Below are 15,596 nucleotides of genomic sequence, written 5' to 3' on the forward strand. Positions count from 1 at the left end.
TTGCGGTGTGCGCATCCTCCACACCTCCGACTGGCACCTCGGGCGGTCCTTCCACCGCGAGGGCATGCTGGAGCACCAGGCTGCGTACGTCGACCACCTCGTCGAGGTGGTCGACAGCGAGCGGGTCGACCTGGTCGTCGTCGCCGGTGACGTCTACGACCGGGCCCTGCCCCAGGTCGACGCGGTGCGGCTGGCCGACGAGGCGCTCGCCCGTCTAGCCGGGAGCCGGGCCCAGGTGGTCATCACCAGCGGCAACCACGACTCGGCGCAGCGCCTGGGGTTCAGCTCCCGGCTGATCGACGCCGCGGGGGTGTTCATCCGCACCGATGCGGGCGGCGTCGGCACGCCGGTCCTGCTCGACGACGAGCACGGCACGGTGGCCGTCCACGGCCTGCCCTACCTCGACCCCGACGCGGTCCGCGAGCCGTGGGGGCTGCCGGCGCGCTCCCACGAGGCCGCCCTGACCGAGGCGATGCGGCGGGTCCGGGCCGACACCGCGCGGCGCCCCGGCGTGCGGACCGTGGTCCTGGCCCACGCGTTCGTCGCCGGTGCGGAGCCGAGCGACTCCGAGCGTGACATCAGCGTCGGCGGGGTCTCCCGGGTGCCGACCAAGGTCTTCGACGGAGTCGACTACGCGGCGCTGGGCCACCTGCACGGCCGGCAGGTCCTCACCGACACGGTGCGCTACTCCGGCTCGCCGCTCGCCTACTCGTTCTCCGAGGCCGGTCACGTCAAGGGGTCCTGGCTGGTGGAGCTCGGCGCCGACGGGTTCGAGCGTGCCGACTTCGTCGAGGCCCCGGTCCCCCGTCGGCTGGCGCGGATCCGCGGCACGCTCGACGACCTCCTCCACGACCTGACCCTCACCGAGCACGAGGACGCCTGGGTGCAGGCGACGCTCACCGACGCGGTCCGCCCGCTGCAGGCGATGGAGCGGCTGCGCTCGCGCTTCCCCCACACGCTCGTCATCGGGTTCGAGCCGGTCGGGGTCCGGCCCGCCCGCGTGCCGGTCGCTCTCCCGCGGGGCCGCTCCGACCACGCCATCGCGCTCGACTTCGTCGAGGCCATGCGCGGCGCCCCGGCGACCCCGGCGGAGGCGACCCTGCTGCAGACCGCCGTCGACGCCTGCTGCGAGGACCCCGACGTCGACGTCCTGGTGACCCGAGCGGGGGTGACGTGAGGCTCCACCGGCTCCAGATCACCGCCTTCGGGCCCTTCGCCGACACCGTCGAGGTCGACTTCGACGAGCTGTCCGACGCGGGGCTCTTCCTGCTGTCCGGGCCGACCGGGGCGGGCAAGACCAGCGTGCTGGACGCGGTCTGCTTCGCCTTGTACGGCGACGTCCCCGGCGACCGCGGCACCGCCAAGCGGCTCCGCTCCGACCAGGCCGCGCCGGGCACCCGCCCCCGCGTCGAGCTCGAGGCCACGCTGGCCGGCCGCAGGTTCCGGATCGTGCGCTCGCCGTCGTGGTCGCGACCCAAGCGGCGTGGGGACGGCCTGACCACGGAACAGGCGTCAGTGACCGTCGCCGAGCGGGTCGACGGCACCTGGACGACGCTGAGCACCCGCCTGGACGAGACCGGTCACCTGGTGACCCGCCTGGTCGGCATGAACGTCGGCCAGTTCACCCAGGTCGCGATGCTGCCGCAGGGACGGTTCCAGGCGTTTCTGCGGGCCCGGTCCGACGAGCGCCACCACCTCCTCCAGCAGCTGTTCCGCACGGGTCGGTTCGACGCGGTCGAGAAGTGGCTGCGCGACCACCGTCTCGCCCTGCGGCGGCGCTCGGAGGAGGCCGGGGCGGTCGTCGGCGAGCTCGTCAGCCGCATCAGCGAGGCGACCGGCGACCCGGCACCGGCCGACCCGCAGTCCCCCGAGTGCTCCACCTGGGCGCACCGCCACCTCGACCAGGCCACCGCCACGGCCGCGGCGAGCGCCGCGACGACCGCCACGTCCGCCGAGGTGGAGGCAGCGGCCCGCACCAGGCTGGAGGACGGGCGCCGGCTGACCGAGCGGCGAGCCCGCCTGGACGCCGCCGCGGCCGACCACGAGCGACTGCTCGCCGGCGCCGACGAGCACGAGGCCGCCCGCGCCCGCCTCGCCACCGCGCGCCGAGCCGCGGGCGTGGTCCCCCTGCACCGGGTCGCCCTGGCCGCCACGCGGGCGGGTGCCGCTGCCCGGGCGGACGCACCGACCGCCGACCGCGACGTGCTCGAGCAGCGGCTCGCGCACGCCGCCGAGGAGGCCACCCGCCTTCAGGCACTCCAGCCCCGCGCCGAGCGCCGGCGGACGGTGCAGGCGGAGGTCGTCCGCCTGGAACGGCGAGCGGCCGAGCTGTCCGCCGCGACCGACCAGGCCCGGCTGGAGGCTCGCGAGCTCGTCGCCTCGCTGACGGTCCGGCTCGACGACGCCCGCCGGGCGCACGCCGCCGCCCGCCAGCACACGCTCGACCTGCGCGAGCACGCCATCGCCCTGCGGGAGCGGCGGGTGAACGGGATGGCTGCGGAGATCGCGGCGGGTCTGGTCGTCGGCGGGTCCTGCCCCGTCTGCGGATCCTGCGATCACCCGCACCCCGCAGCACCGTCGTCCGACGCCCCGGACGAGGCCGCCGAGCGCGTCGCCCAGCGAGCCGCCGACGACGCCGCGGCGACCGAGTTCCTCCGCCACGCCGAGTCCCGTGACCTCGCGGCCGAGCTCGCGGCGGCGACCGAGCGCGTCGACACCGTGCCCGCACACCTCGCGACCGAGTCCGCCGCGGTGGCGTCCGCCCTGCAGGCGCTCGCAGCCGAGGCGAGCACTCTCGACGACGACCTCGCCGACCACGACGAGGCCAGGCTCGCACCCTGCCGACGGGACGAGCAGGAGGCACGGGCCGGGCTCGCGGCCCTGGACCGGCTCGCGGTCGCCGAGACCACCCTCCGCGACGCCGAACTGGCGCTCGCCACCGCGACCGCCGAGGCCGGGTTCGGCACGCCCGAGGAGGCGGTGGCGGCCGCGCTGGACCAGCAGACGTACGACGACCTGGCCCGCCGCCTCGCCGAGCACGACCGCCTGCTCGCGGTGGTGACGGCGGTGCTGGCCGAGCCCGGGGCCGAGGAGCTCGCGGCTGCCGAGCTGCCGGACCTCGCCGCCCTGGCGGACGACCACCGCGTCGCCCTCGACGCCCTCGGACGGGCCCGTTCCCACGAGACGCACTGGTGCGCCCTCGCCCGGCGGCTCGCTCTGCTCGTGGCCGAGCTCGACACCGCCCTGGCGACCTGGGCACCGCTGCGCGAGGAGCTCGACCTGGCCACGTCGCTCAGCGCCTTCGTCGAGGGCAAGTCCGCCGACAACCGGCTCCAGGTCCGGCTCTCGGCGTACGTCCTGGGCTACCGCCTGGGCCAGGTCGTCGATGCCGCCAACCTCCGGCTGGCCACGATGAGCGACCGGCGCTACTCCCTGGAGCACACGGGCCGGCGCGGCGCGGGCGAGACCCGCGGGGGCCTGAGCCTGCTGGTCCGCGACGACTGGTCGGGTGAGTCCCGCGACCCGGCGACCCTGTCCGGTGGCGAGACGTTCGTGGTCAGCCTCGCTCTCGCGCTGGGGCTGGCCGACGTCGTGACCCAGGAGGCGGGTGGCGCCGACCTGGACACCCTCTTCGTCGACGAGGGGTTCGGGTCCCTCGACGCGGAGACGCTCGACGACGTGATGGACACCCTCGACGCCCTGCGCGACGGCGGCCGGGTGGTCGGCGTGGTGAGCCACGTGGCCGAGATGCGCGACCGGATCCCGACCCGCCTGGTGGTCAGCAAGGACCGGCGCGGCTCGACGCTCGCGATCTGCCGCTGACGCCCAGACCACGCCGCTGCCACCGCCGGGCTCTCAGCCGGTGGCCGCCGCCTCGTAGCGGGGGGTGAGCTCGGTCCAGCGCGCCTTCCAGGCCGGGGCGGGTGCCTGGTCGGACCACCCGTCCGCGTGTGCCGGGCCGTCGACCGCCAGCGATCGCCCGAGGTCCTCCAGGTGCACCTGCCACCCGGCGCCGTGGAAGTGGAGCGCGTCGACCGGCAGGCCGCGCTCCTCCACCACCAGGGTGGTCCGCGCGCCGTCCGCGGTGAGCCAGGCCTCGAGCTGCGACTCGTCCTCGGAGCCCGGCAACGACGTCAGCAGCAGGTGGCGGGGTGCGTCGCAGACCTCGATCCGCACCGGTCCGCTCCAGGTGCTGGTGAACACCGCTTGCACGGTGCCGCCCTCGCGGAGGTCGCCGGAGACCTGCGCGATCCACCGGGCGAGACGCTCCGGCGTGGTGCACGCCTCCCACAGGTCGTCGATGTCAGTGTCATAGGTCTCCTCGACCCGGACAGCGCCGCGGCCGTCGGCCAGCGCTCGCATGGTGCCGGTGATCCTCATCTGGTGCTCCTCTTTCCTCGGGCGACCTCGGTGTGCAGTGCGTCGAGCCGGCCCCGCCACAGCCGGCGGTACCCCTCGAGCCAGTCGTCGACCTCGGCGAGGGGTCCGGGCCGGATGGTGTAGATCCGGCGCTGGGCCTCCTGGCGCACGTCGACGAGCCCGGCTTCCCGCAGCACCCGCAGGTGGCGGGACACGCCGGGCCGAGCGATCGGCAGGGCGTCGGCGAGCTCCCCGGCGGTCGCGGGGTGGTCGCGGAGGATCTCCAGGACCGTCCGACGGCTCCTGTCGGCCAACGCGTGCAGCACCGCATCCATGATCAGAGCGTAACCGATCAGTTACGTAACCACAAGGTTACGCAGTACGAGGCACCAGACGGCTCAGACGTCCACGCGGCCGTGGTCGGAGTCGTAGGTGTCCCCGGTCAGCTTCGCCTTCGCGAAGCTGAGCAGGGTGGCGATCCGGCCACCGGGGCTGTCCCAGTACTCCCCGCTGTGGACGTCGACGCGCAGCAGCACGGCGTTCGGGTCCTCGGGCCCACCCGGCAGCCAGGCCTCCGCGAACGTGTTCCAGAGCTCCGCGAGCCGGTCACCGTCGTCGACCACGGCGGCGGTGCCGTAGACGGCCACCCACGACTCGCGCGAGGAGAAGGTGAGCGACACCCGGGGTTCGGCCTGGACGGCCCGGGTGTGCGCGCTGTCGCGCGTGGTGATGAACCACAGCTCGGCCGTCGGCTCGACCTGCTGGCGGGCCATGGGGATGCTGCGCGGCCCATCGGGCCCGAAGGTCGTCAGCATCCCGATCGGGATGTCCTCCAGCAGCTCGAGGAGCAACTTCTCGTCACCGGTGTCATCAGCCATGGCGGTCGGGTACCCCGATGCCGCACCGACGACTCCCGGTCCTCAGACCTGGCGCGGGACGTGCCCGCTCAGGGCGAACATCGGTCGCATCACCTTGTGCCCGACGTCGGCGGTGGGCCCGAACATGCACGGGCAGCCACCCTCGATGACGGTGATGCCCGCGGCGCGGCCGGCCGCCGCGGCCTCCGGCGAGACGCTGCCCGCGCCGGGACCGCGGTGCATCCACACCTGGGTCACCCCGAGCTCGGCGCACTGCCGCACGGTCTCCGACGCGTGCTCCGGGCTGGTCGCGATCACGACGGCCTCGACCCCGCCCGGCACCGACGCGAGGTCGGGGTAGCAGGGGTCGCCCTCGACCTGCTCGGCGTTCGGGTTGATCGCGACGACCTCGTAGCCCCGGTCCCGCAGCCGCCGGTAGACGGCGTTGCTGCCGTGACCTCCCGGGTTGCGCGACACCCCGGTCACCGCGATCCGCCGGTGCGCCAGGAACTCCGACGCGGCCTGCTTGATGGTGGGCATGGAGGACTCCTCTCGACGGTCCCGTCACCGCCACGCTCGTCCCGCCTCGCGGCGTGCGCCAGGGCCGAACGCCGGGGAGCCGGGGAGTCCAACGACCTCACGGAAACCCAGGCAGGACGACCCGGTGGGGTCGGGTAGGTTCGGCGCATGTCCGGTCCGGCGATCGATGCGACCTTCACCGCACTCCCCTATCGCAGCCTCGGCGACGCCGCCCTCACCCGGGCTGGTCAGCTGGGCGCCAGTCACGCGGACTTCCGCTTCGAGCGGGTGCGCTACCAGGAGCTGACGGCACGCGACGGCGTCCTGCAGGGTGCGACCGACCAGGAGGACCTCGGGTTCTCGGTCCGCGTGATCCACGGCGGTGCCTGGGGGTTCGCCGCCGGCGTCGTGCTCACGACCGACGAGGCGGTGCGGGTCGCCGAGACCGCGGTCGCCGTCGCGCGGGTCGCGGCGGAGATGACCAGCTCCCCCGTCGAGATCGCGCCCGAGCCGGTGCACGAGGACGTCGAGTGGGTCTCGTCGTACCGCCTGGACCCCTTCGAGGTGCCGGTGCCGGAGAAGGCCGCGGTCCTGGTCGAGTGGACCGAGCGGTTGCGTACGGGCGCAGCGGTGGACCACGCGTCGGCCCACCTGCTGCAGGTCCACGAGTGCAAGTACTTCGCCGATCTCGCCGGCACCCGCACCACCCAACAGCGGGTGCGGCTCTTCCCCGGGTTCGAGGCGATGGGGGCCGGAGCCGACACCTTCGACTCGATGGCGAGCATCGCGCCGCCGGTCGGGCGCGGGTGGGAGTACCTCGTCGGTGGCCCCGACGAGGCCTGGGCCTGGGACGACGAGCTCGACGAGGTCCCCGAGCTGCTCGCCGAGAAGCTCAAGGCCCCCAGCGTGGAGGCCGGTGCCCACGACCTGGTCATCCATCCGTCGAACCTCTGGCTCACCATCCACGAGTCGATCGGGCACGCGACCGAGCTCGACCGCGCCCTGGGCTACGAGGCGAACTACGCCGGCACCTCGTTCGCCACCCCCGACCTGCTCGGCAACCTCCAGTACGGCTCCGGCGTCATGAACGTCACCGGCGACCGCACCGTGGAGCACGGGCTCGCGACCATCGGGTACGACGACGAGGGCGTCGCGACCCAGCGGTGGGACATCGTCCGGGACGGGGTGTTCGTCGGCTATCAGCTCGACCGGGCGATGGGGCAGCTGCACCCCGAGCTCAACGGTGGCCGCTCCAACGGCTGCGCCTACGCCGACTCGCCCGGGCACGTGCCCATCCAGCGGATGGCCAACGTCTCGCTCCAGCCGGCCGCCGACGGCCCCTCGACCGAGGAGCTGATCGGGCGGGTCGAGCGCGGCCTCTACGTCGTCGGCGACAAGTCGTGGAGCATCGACATGCAGCGCTTCAACTTCCAGTTCACCGGCCAGCGGTTCTACCGCATCACCGACGGCGAGCTGACCGGCCAGGTGCGTGACGCCGCCTATCAGGCCACCACGACCGACTTCTGGCGGTCGATGGAGGCCGTCGGGGGTCCGCAGACCTGGGTCCTCGGGGGCGCGTTCAACTGCGGCAAGGCCCAGCCGGGCCAGGTCGCGGCCGTGAGCCACGGCTGCCCGACCGCGCTGTTCCGTGGAGTCCGCATCCTCAACACGACCGAGGAGGCCGGTCGCTGATGACCACCGCTCCTGCACCCCGGGCCCAGGACCTCGTCGAGCACGCGCTCGCGTGCTCCACCGCCGACGACTGCGTCGTCGTCGTGCGCGAGACCAGCAGCGCCAACCTGCGCTGGGCCAACAACACGCTGACCACCAACGGGGTGATGACATCGGTCGACGTCACCGCCATCTCCTTCGTCGGGACCGCGACGGCCTCCGCCGCCGGCAGCGCCACCACCGCCCGTGACGTCGCCGAGCTGGTCCGCGTCGCCGACGGTGCCGCCCGCGATGCCGCCGCGGCGGAGGACGCGGCCGAGCTCGTGCGCGACGTCGTCTCGACCGACTGGGACGAACCGACCGTGCCCACCGGCATCTCCGTCTACGACGAGGTCGCGCCGGCACTCGGCGAGGCCTTCGGACGTGCCGGCAAAGCCGGACGGGTCCTCTACGGGTTCGTCAACCACGAGACCACCACGTCGTACCTCGGTTCGTCGACCGGGCTCCGGCTGCGGCACGTCCAGCCGACCGGTCACGTCGGGTGCACCGCCAAGTCGGCCGACCTGACCCGCAGCGCCTGGGTCGGGGCCGCGACGCGCGACTTCACCGACGTGGACCCGCTCGCGATCGACGCCGAGCTGGAACGCCGACTGGCCTGGGCCGAGCGCTCGGTCGACCTGCCCGCCGGCCGCTACGACACGATCCTGCCGCCCACCGCCGTCGCTGACCTGATGATCGACGCCTACTGGTCCGCCGGCGCCCGGGTCGCCCACGAGGGCCAGTCGGTCTACAGCAGCCGGGCCGGTGGGACCCGGATCGGGCAGCGCGTGGCTCGCGAGGGGGTGCACCTCTTCTCCGACCCCGCTCTCCCCGGCAGCGAGTGCCTGCCGTTCGTGCTGGCGACCCGGTCGGGCAACGAGACCTCGGTCTTCGACAACGGGCTCCCCCTGGGCCGCACCGACTGGGTCCGCGACGGGGAGCTGAGCGCCCTGGTGCAGACCCGGCACACCGCCGCGATGACGGCGCAGCCGGTCACGCCGTACGTCGACAACCTCGCCCTGTCGGTCGCGGGCGCCACCGGATCCGTCGACGACCTGGTCACCGGCACCGAGCGCGGCCTGCTGCTCACCTGCCTGTGGTACATCCGCGAGGTCGACCCGCAGACGCTGCTGCTGACCGGCCTGACCCGCGACGGTGTCTACCTCGTCGAGGACGGCGAGATCACCGGTGCGGTCAACAACTTCCGATTCAACGAGAGCCCGGTCGACCTGCTCAACCGGTTCACGCACGCCTCGGCCACGGTGCCGGCGTTCAGCCGGGAGTGGGGCGACGACTACTTCTCCAGGACCGCGATGCCGGCCCTGCGGGTCCCGGACTTCAACATGTCGAGCGTGTCGCAGGCTCGATGAACGCGTCCCACAGCGTGGGCAGGGCCGCGTCGAGGGACTCGGCGCGCTCTTGCTCGCGAGCGTGGAGGCGGCCGTAGGTGAACGTCTGCTCGCCGTCGGCCTCGGCCGCCCGCGCGAGCGCGGCGAGGTGGGCTCGGCTGACGATCGTGTCCTGCCGGTCCCCCAGGTGGCTGGTGAGCGTCTTGGCCGCCGCCACCACGCGCGCCGCGTCCGCACCACCCACCGGCTCCCAGGTCTCCGCGGCGTAGCGCAACCGCTTGGCCGCCTTGCGCAGGTCGTGCATCGCGAGGTCGTGGTCAGGGGCGACCGCGAGCGCGTCGTACCGGTCGTGCACGCGCGCGACCTCCCGCCGCACCCGCGCGCGCGCCACACCGTCCGCCGGCCGGTCCGCGCGTGTGGTCCACGGTGGCCGGTCGACCAGGTCCCCGAGGGCCACGCGCAGTGCCCGCCACCGGTCCGACGCCAACGCCCCGGGGACCTCGGTGGGGGCGAGGTACGTCGCGCGCACCCGGGCCTCGACCGGCCCGGCGACCAGACCCACCGGCTCCTCGGCGAGCAGCTGCAGCAACCGCTGGCCGACCACGTAGCGGTCCCGGGCGTCGCTCAGCGAGAGCCCCAGCCACCGCAGCTCCACGCGCAACGGATCGGTCGTCCGGGCGTGGAGCAGCGATCGGAAGGTGGCCAGCGCCGAGCGCAGCCGGCGACTCGCGATCCGCGCCTGGTGCACGCCCTCGGGATGCCCGGCACGGACGGCGACGAGCTCCCGGTCGAGCGCCTCGAGCTGGGCGGCCAAGCGGGCGTGCAGCAGGTCAGCGGCCGTCGTCGGCGGGGAGCTGCTGGCCATGGTCCTGTGTCTACACCCGGCCCGTGACGCGCGGGTGAACACCCGGAGGAACCGGTGTCGCCACCGGCGCTGCGATTTCCCGGCGATCCGTGCAACCGGGGCCACCGCTGCGGCGTACTCCCCCTGTCATCACACCGACCCACAGGAGAGAACGTCATGCGCAGCACCCAGCTGATCACGGGCGCCCTGGCCGTCGTCGCGACCACCGTCCCCCTCGGGATCGGCGGCGCGGCGCAGGCCGGAGAGCCCTCCGCCACGACCACCACCCACGAGCGCGGCATCGTCGTCGAGTGCACCGGCAGCGTCCGGGGCCGCGACGTCTTCGCGAGCCTCTACGAGAACAACCTGTTCGTGAACGAGATGCAGGTCCTCGTCGGCGACGGCGACCAGCAGGTCGGCGGCAACCGCCGCGACCCCGACGGCTTCCTCGACCGCGGCCGCGTGCGCGCGGCGATGAAGGTCGCCGGGCACCGTGTCGTCATCACCGGGACCGCCCGACGGGTCGGCGACCCGATCCCGGTGCAGGAGGAGCTCGACGACGCCGGCCAGCACGTCACCTCGACCGGCTTCCACCGCAGCCTGGACACCGGCCTGCGGCTCACCTGGCGCAAGCAGACCGTGCCGCTCACCTGCGGCACTGCCTTCGCCTACCGGCTGACCGTCACCAAGGTGCCGATCGCCTGACCGGCGCTCCGACCGGTGCTCGGAAACGGTGCAGGTTTGGTCACCAACCGCAGGTGGGAGCGCTCCCGATCTGCGGTTGGTGACCAAACGTCGCACTTCCCGACCGCTCGCCCGGTTCGGAGGAACCGGCCCGGCAGGTCGCTGGGTGCCCTACGGTGCCACCGTGACCCCTCGGCATCTCGGGCTCTCGGCCCTCCTCGCCACCCTGCTCCTCCTCCCGCTCTCGGTGACCGCACCCGCCGGCGCCCAGGGCTCCGACGACGCCCCCGTGGTGGTCGACGACGCTGTCACCATGTGGCCCGGCGGGGCGGCGACGGTCGACGTCCTGGCGAACGACAGCGACCCCGGCGGCGACGACCTCGCGGTGTGCCGGCTCCCGGTCGCCGACCTCACGTCGCCACGGCAGCCCCCGGTGCGCGTCGTCGACGCGTCGACGTGGGGCGGGCCCGCCGGCCAGCTCGTCGTCCTCACCAGCCTCCGCGCGCACGGCACGTACGTCGTGGACTACTACGTCTGCAACCACACCAGGCTCACCCCGGCCCGGCTGACGATCACCGTCCAGCCGACCGAGCCCGTCGACGTCGTCCCCGACCGTCGGGCAGGTCGGGTGCGGATCACGAACCACAACGACCGGACCATCGAGTTCGTCGCCGTCGCCCCCCGCTCCTGCGAGATCGACGCCGAGCGCAGGGTGGGGGCCGGTGCCACCGTGTCGGCCAAGGTCCACCACCGCTCGATCGAGTGGCTCGCCGTCATCCACGACCGGACGTCGTTCGGGATCGTCGCCCACGGCAAGGTCCAGGGGATCCGGCTCGGCCACCGGCCGCGGCACCACGGCTCGCCGCACCACGGGGACTGCAGCTCCGTCCTGCCGGCCATGTGGCCGAAGGCCGCGTCGACTGTCGGACTGCTTCCTGCTCGCTACACCCGCCTCGCGGCCCTCGCCCGCCGCTAGGAGCCCGGCACCCCGCCCGGGATCGGCGCGTCGGGGTCGTACGGCGTGCGCGTGTAGACGAACGTCGCCACCTCGAGGTGTCCGACCGTGCCGTCGGGGCGACGCACCACGTGCAGCTCCTCGCCCGCGTGGTAGCCGGACCGGCCGACCACGCGACCGGCCTCGGTGACCGCGAAGCGGTAGGCCTCGACCGTGCCACGGCGTGCGACCAGGTCACGGCCCTCGAGCGCGAACACGAACGGCGTGTTGCCCCAGTGCCAGACGCCGGGCACGCCGGCCAGGACCGACGGCACCTCCACCGTCGGCACCCACGCCTCCGGCACGGTGGGCTCGCACGCCTCGAGCTCGTCGAGCAGCTCGGTGGCCAGCGCCACCGGCGAGTAGCCGCTCGTCGCGTTGGCGAGCACGACCGCCCCGGTGCGCCGGGCGCGGTCGAGGAAGCAGGCGGCCAGGAAGCCCGGCATCGACCCGCTGTGGCCGACCAGGGTGCCCGATCCTCCGGCGACGAGCTGGAAGCCCAGGGCGTGCGCGGCACCGAGCCCGTCCTCGGGCGCGCCCGCCTGCGGCCCGAACGCGCGAGCGAGGAGCGAGTCGTCCAGCACGTCGGCGTGCCCGCGGCCGAGGAAGACGGCGTACGTCGCCAGGTCCGCCGCTGTCGACCACACCTGCCCCGCGGGGGCCATCGCCCCCGTGTCGGTCGACGGCTCGTCGGCGAGCGTTCCGTCGTAGGGGTGCACGGACCGGCCCTGGGCCGCGGCGCCCTCGGGCAGGTACGACGTGCGGCCCATGCCGAGCGGCTCGAGCACCCGGGAGCGGACCGCGTCCCACCACGTCGTCCCGTGGAGCCGGGCGACCAGCTCCCCGAGCACGGCGTACCCCAGGTTGGAGTAGTGGAAGCGCTCACCGGGCGCGAACACCGCGCCGGCGCCGTCGTTGGCCGCCAGCAGGTCGGCGAAGCTCACCCCCGCCGTCCGCTCCCACCAGGCGCCCGACGGCTCGGACTGCATGCCCGAGGAGTGGGCGAGCAGCGTCCGGACGGTCCGGTCGGCGTACGCACTGCCGCCCAGGTCGCCGAGCACCACCGACACCGGCTCGTCGAGCGACACCCGGCCGTCGCGCACCAGCTGGAGCACCAGGACCGCGGTCATCGTCTTGGTGATCGAGCCGATCCGGTACTGCACGTCGTGCGGGTCGTGGCCGATCGCCTCCGGGGTGCCCCGGAACCCCGACCACGCCGGCTCGCCGTCGCGGACGACGCGCGCCACCACCGACGGGTAGCGCCCGGTCGCCTGGGCGTGCGCCAGCCGCGCGAGCAGCCGGTGGGCGGTGTGGTCGGAGACCGTCACTCCGCGAATGCTTCCAGAGGCGGGCAGGCGCAGACCAGGTGCCGGTCGCCGTACGCCTGGTCGATCCGCGCCACCGGCGGCCAGTACTTGTCAGGGTCGATCCCGGTCGGGAAGACCGCGAGCTCACGCGAGTAGGACCGGTCCCACTCGCCGACGAGCGCACGCGAGGTGTGGGGGGCACCGCGCAGCGGCGACTCCTCCGGCGTCCACTCCCCCGCACCGACCCGGTCGATCTCGGCCTTGATCGCGATCATCGCGTCCACGAACCGGTCGATCTCGCCGAGGTCCTCGGACTCCGTCGGCTCGACCATCAGCGTGCCCGCGACCGGGAAGGACATGGTCGGCGCGTGGAAGCCGTAGTCGATCAGCCGCTTCGCCACGTCGTCGACGGTCACCCCGGTCTCCTTGGTGATGCCGCGCAGGTCGAGGATGCACTCGTGGGCGACCAGCCCACCGTGCCCGCGGTAGAGCACCGGGAAGTGCTCGCCGAGGCGCGCGGCGACGTAGTTGGCCGACAGCACCGCGGCCGCGGTGGCCCGGGTCAGACCCTCGGCGCCCATCAGCCGGATGTAGGCCCACGAGATCGGCAGGATGCCGGCCGAGCCGTACGGCGCCGCGCTGACCGGGCCGATGCCGGTGCGGCCGGACTCCTCGGGGTGCATCGGGTGCGAGGGCAGGTACGGCGCCAGGTGCTCGCGCACCGCGACCGGCCCGACGCCCGGACCGCCGCCGCCGTGCGGGATGCAGAACGTCTTGTGCAGGTTGAGGTGCGAGACGTCGCCGCCGAACTCACCGGGCCGGGCGTAGCCGAGCAGGGCGTTGAGGTTGGCGCCGTCGACGTACACCTGGCCGCCGTGCTCGTGGACGATCCGGCACAGCTCGGTGATCGAGTCCTCGTAGGCGCCGTGCGTCGAGGGGTAGGTGACCATGATCGCGGCCAGCCGGTCGGCGTGCTCGTCGCAGCGTGCGCGGAGGTCGTCGAGGTCCACCTCGCCACCGCGGCCGGACTTCACGACGACGACCCGCATGCCCGCCATCACCGCGGAGGCGGCATTGGTGCCGTGTGCCGACGACGGGATCAGGCAGACGTCGCGGTCGACGTCGCCACGGGCGTGGTGGTACGCGCGGATCGCCAGCAGGCCCGACAGCTCGCCCTGCGAGCCGGCGTTGGGCTGGATCGAGACCCGGTCGTAGCCGGTCACCTCGGCCAGCCAGCCCTCCAGGTCGGCGACCAGCTGCCGGTAGCCGGTGGCGTCCTCGGCCGGTGCGAACGGGTGCAGGTCGGCGAAGCCGGGCAGCGACACCGGCTCCATCTCGGTCGTCGCGTTGAGCTTCATGGTGCAGGAGCCGAGCGGGATCATCCCCCGGTCCAGGGCGTAGTCGCGCGCCGAGAGCCGGCGCAGGTAGCGCAGCATCTGCGTCTCGCTGCGGTGCTGGTGGAACACCTCGTGGGTGAGGTACGGCGTGCCGCGGCGCAGCGCCGCCGGCAGCGCGTCGGCCGGCTCGGTCTCGGCCGGCACCACCTCGAACGCGGCGTGCAGCGCGCGCAGCGTGTGCGGCCCGCTCACCTCCGAGAACGACAGCCCGACGGTGTCGGCGTCGACCAGCCGCAGCTGCAGCCCCTCCGTCCGGGCCGCGGCGACGATCTTCTCCGCGCGTCCGGGGGCCTGGACGGTGAAGGTGTCGAAGAACGCCGTGGTCGGCACGGTGTAGCCCGCGCGTCGCAACGACGCGGCCGCCCGGGCGGCCAGTGTGTGCGCGTGCGTCGCGATCCCCCGCAGACCCTCGGGCCCGTGGTAGACGGCGTACATGCTCGCCACCACGGCGAGGAGCACCTGCGCGGTGCAGATGTTGGAGGTGGCCTTGTCGCGGCGGATGTGCTGCTCGCGCGTCTGCAGGGCGAGGCGGTACGCCGGGCGGCCCTCCGCGTCGACGGACACGCCGACCAGGCGGCCCGGGAGGTGCCGCTCGAGCCCGGTCTGCACCGACATGTAGCCCGCGTGCGGGCCGCCGTAGAACAGCGGGACCCCGAACCGCTGGGTCGAGCCGACGGCGACGTCGGCACCGAGCTCGCCGGGCGACTCCAGCAGCGTCAGCGCCAGCAGGTCGGCGGCGACCACGGCGAGCGCGTCGCGCTCGTGGGCCTGCTCGATGACCCGGCGCGGGTCCCGCACCTGGCCCGACGCGCCGGGGTACTGCACCAGCACGCCGCACAGGCCCTGCTCGAGGATGGCGTCCGGCAACCCGTCGTCGAGGTCGGCGACGACCACCTCGATGCCGAGGCCCTCGGCGCGGGTGCGCACGACCTCGATGGTCTGGGGCAGCGCGTCGGCGTCGACGACGAAGGGGCCGCTCGCCTTGCCCCCCTTGGATCGGGGGAGCGCACGACGCACGAGCGTCATGGCCTCCGCGGCCGCGGTGCCCTCGTCGAGCAGCGACGCGTTCGCGGTCGGGAGCCCGGTGAGGTCGCCGACGACGGTCTGGAAGTTTAGCAGCGCCTCGAGCCGACCCTGGGAGATCTCGGGCTGGTACGGCGTGTAGGCGGTGTACCAGCTGGGGTCCTCGAGCACGTTGCGCCGGATGACGGGGGGCGTGATCGTCGCGTGGTAGCCCAGGCCGATCATGGCCTCGCCCGACAGGTTGGCCGCGGCCAGCGCCCGCAGCTCGCGGGCGGTCTCCTCCTCGCTCAGCGGCGCCGGGAGGTCGAGCTCGGCGCTCGATCGGATGCCGCCGGGCACCGCGGCCGCCATCAGCGCGTCGAGAGAGTCGAAGCCGAGGCGGTCCAGCATCGTGGCGACGTCGGCGTCGCGCAGTCCGATGTGCCGGTCGACGAACGGCAGGGCGCCGTCCGGTGCTGCCGCGTCGGGGTGGGAGGGGGTCAGGTGCTCGGCCATGCCTGGGGGCTCCTCGGAGTCGTCGGACGACGTACGGGTGCCTCCCCCTCTGTCACGT

The 15,596-nt window shown here is 73.9% G+C and carries 13 protein-coding genes; 6 read left to right on the forward strand and 7 right to left on the reverse strand.

Annotated features, from left to right (window positions below; genetic code table 11):
- Window positions 1–7: 7 nt before the first annotated feature.
- Both ACILRH_RS18040 and ACILRH_RS18045 read left to right on the forward strand, forming a co-directional pair.
- The gene (locus ACILRH_RS18040; protein ID WP_395695442.1) at window positions 8–1,177 is read left to right on the forward strand and encodes an exonuclease SbcCD subunit D; all 1,170 of its coding nucleotides are present in this window, start codon (window positions 8–10) and stop codon (window positions 1,175–1,177) included.
- Window positions 1,174–3,822 carry an AAA family ATPase gene (locus tag ACILRH_RS18045; protein WP_395695443.1) on the forward strand — a complete coding sequence of 883 codons (2,649 nt, stop codon included), beginning with the start codon at window positions 1,174–1,176 and terminating at the stop codon, window positions 3,820–3,822. The genes ACILRH_RS18040 and ACILRH_RS18045 overlap by 4 nt, the downstream gene beginning before the upstream one ends.
- A gap of 33 nt (window positions 3,823–3,855) precedes the next feature.
- Here ACILRH_RS18045 and ACILRH_RS18050 read toward each other — a convergent pair whose 3' ends face one another.
- The 4 genes from ACILRH_RS18050 to ACILRH_RS18065 all read right to left on the reverse strand — a co-directional run bounded on the left by ACILRH_RS18050 (window position 3,856) and on the right by ACILRH_RS18065 (window position 5,756).
- Window positions 3,856–4,380 carry an SRPBCC domain-containing protein gene (locus ACILRH_RS18050; protein WP_395695444.1) on the reverse strand — a complete coding sequence of 175 codons (525 nt, stop codon included), beginning with the start codon at window positions 4,378–4,380 and terminating at the stop codon, window positions 3,856–3,858.
- Complete coding sequence (locus ACILRH_RS18055; protein ID WP_395695445.1) at window positions 4,377–4,694, reverse strand: ArsR/SmtB family transcription factor; 318 nt, start codon at window positions 4,692–4,694, stop codon at window positions 4,377–4,379. Before ACILRH_RS18055 ends, ACILRH_RS18050 begins: the two co-directional genes overlap by 4 nt.
- A gap of 63 nt (window positions 4,695–4,757) precedes the next feature.
- Window positions 4,758–5,237: a pyridoxamine 5'-phosphate oxidase family protein gene (locus ACILRH_RS18060; RefSeq protein ID WP_395695446.1), complete on the reverse strand. Its 480-nt coding sequence runs from the start codon at window positions 5,235–5,237 to the stop codon at window positions 4,758–4,760.
- A gap of 42 nt (window positions 5,238–5,279) precedes the next feature.
- A complete protein-coding gene (locus ACILRH_RS18065) occupies window positions 5,280–5,756 on the reverse strand; it encodes a CoA-binding protein (protein WP_395695447.1) in 477 nt (158 codons plus the stop codon).
- 147 nt (window positions 5,757–5,903) lie between these two features.
- On the opposite strand from ACILRH_RS18065, the gene ACILRH_RS18070 reads away from it, so the two are divergent.
- Window positions 5,904–7,427: a TldD/PmbA family protein gene (locus ACILRH_RS18070; RefSeq protein ID WP_395695448.1), complete on the forward strand. Its 1,524-nt coding sequence runs from the start codon at window positions 5,904–5,906 to the stop codon at window positions 7,425–7,427.
- Entirely contained in the window at window positions 7,427–8,815 is a 1,389-nt protein-coding gene (locus ACILRH_RS18075) for a metallopeptidase TldD-related protein (RefSeq protein WP_395695449.1), read from the forward strand. Before ACILRH_RS18070 ends, ACILRH_RS18075 begins: the two co-directional genes overlap by 1 nt.
- Here the strand turns inward: ACILRH_RS18075 and ACILRH_RS18080 are convergent.
- Window positions 8,784–9,659 carry a CHAD domain-containing protein gene (locus tag ACILRH_RS18080; RefSeq protein ID WP_395695450.1) on the reverse strand — a complete coding sequence of 292 codons (876 nt, stop codon included), beginning with the start codon at window positions 9,657–9,659 and terminating at the stop codon, window positions 8,784–8,786. The genes ACILRH_RS18075 and ACILRH_RS18080 overlap by 32 nt on opposite strands.
- 156 nt (window positions 9,660–9,815) lie before the next feature.
- On the opposite strand from ACILRH_RS18080, the gene ACILRH_RS18085 reads away from it, so the two are divergent.
- Window positions 9,816–10,343 (forward strand): hypothetical protein, encoded by a 528-nt coding sequence (locus ACILRH_RS18085; protein WP_395695451.1) that lies wholly within the window; start codon window positions 9,816–9,818, stop codon window positions 10,341–10,343.
- 163 nt (window positions 10,344–10,506) lie between these two features.
- Window positions 10,507–11,298: an Ig-like domain-containing protein gene (locus tag ACILRH_RS18090; protein ID WP_395695452.1), complete on the forward strand. Its 792-nt coding sequence runs from the start codon at window positions 10,507–10,509 to the stop codon at window positions 11,296–11,298.
- Here the strand turns inward: ACILRH_RS18090 and ACILRH_RS18095 are convergent.
- Window positions 11,295–12,644, reverse strand: coding sequence for a serine hydrolase domain-containing protein (locus ACILRH_RS18095; protein ID WP_395695453.1), 1,350 nt, complete (start codon window positions 12,642–12,644; stop codon window positions 11,295–11,297). The genes ACILRH_RS18090 and ACILRH_RS18095 overlap by 4 nt on opposite strands.
- On the reverse strand, window positions 12,641–15,538 hold the full coding sequence (gene gcvP / locus ACILRH_RS18100; protein ID WP_395695454.1) for an aminomethyl-transferring glycine dehydrogenase: 2,898 nt from the start codon (window positions 15,536–15,538) through the stop codon (window positions 12,641–12,643). The genes ACILRH_RS18095 and gcvP overlap by 4 nt, the downstream gene beginning before the upstream one ends.
- Window positions 15,539–15,596: the final 58 nt, after the last annotated feature.

The sequence above is a fragment of the Nocardioides sp. genome (assembly GCF_044226765.1).
In the GTDB taxonomy this organism is placed as follows: Bacteria; Actinomycetota; Actinomycetes; order Propionibacteriales; family Nocardioidaceae; genus Nocardioides.

What these genes read in the sequence shown, in the direction of transcription:
- ACILRH_RS18050 (WP_395695444.1), bottom strand. Translation starts at nt 4,380, where the DNA reads ATGAGGATCACCGGCACCATGCGAGCGCTGGCCGACGGCCGCGGCGCT.
- ACILRH_RS18055 (WP_395695445.1), bottom strand. Translation starts at nt 4,694, where the DNA reads ATGGATGCGGTGCTGCACGCGTTGGCCGACAGGAGCCGTCGGACGGTC.
- ACILRH_RS18060 (WP_395695446.1), bottom strand. Translation starts at nt 5,237, where the DNA reads ATGGCTGATGACACCGGTGACGAGAAGTTGCTCCTCGAGCTGCTGGAG.
- ACILRH_RS18065 (WP_395695447.1), bottom strand. Translation starts at nt 5,756, where the DNA reads ATGCCCACCATCAAGCAGGCCGCGTCGGAGTTCCTGGCGCACCGGCGG.
- ACILRH_RS18070 (WP_395695448.1), top strand. Translation starts at nt 5,904, where the DNA reads ATGTCCGGTCCGGCGATCGATGCGACCTTCACCGCACTCCCCTATCGC.
- ACILRH_RS18075 (WP_395695449.1), top strand. Translation starts at nt 7,427, where the DNA reads ATGACCACCGCTCCTGCACCCCGGGCCCAGGACCTCGTCGAGCACGCG.
- ACILRH_RS18080 (WP_395695450.1), bottom strand. Translation starts at nt 9,659, where the DNA reads ATGGCCAGCAGCTCCCCGCCGACGACGGCCGCTGACCTGCTGCACGCC.
- ACILRH_RS18085 (WP_395695451.1), top strand. Translation starts at nt 9,816, where the DNA reads ATGCGCAGCACCCAGCTGATCACGGGCGCCCTGGCCGTCGTCGCGACC.
- gcvP (WP_395695454.1), bottom strand. Translation starts at nt 15,538, where the DNA reads ATGGCCGAGCACCTGACCCCCTCCCACCCCGACGCGGCAGCACCGGAC.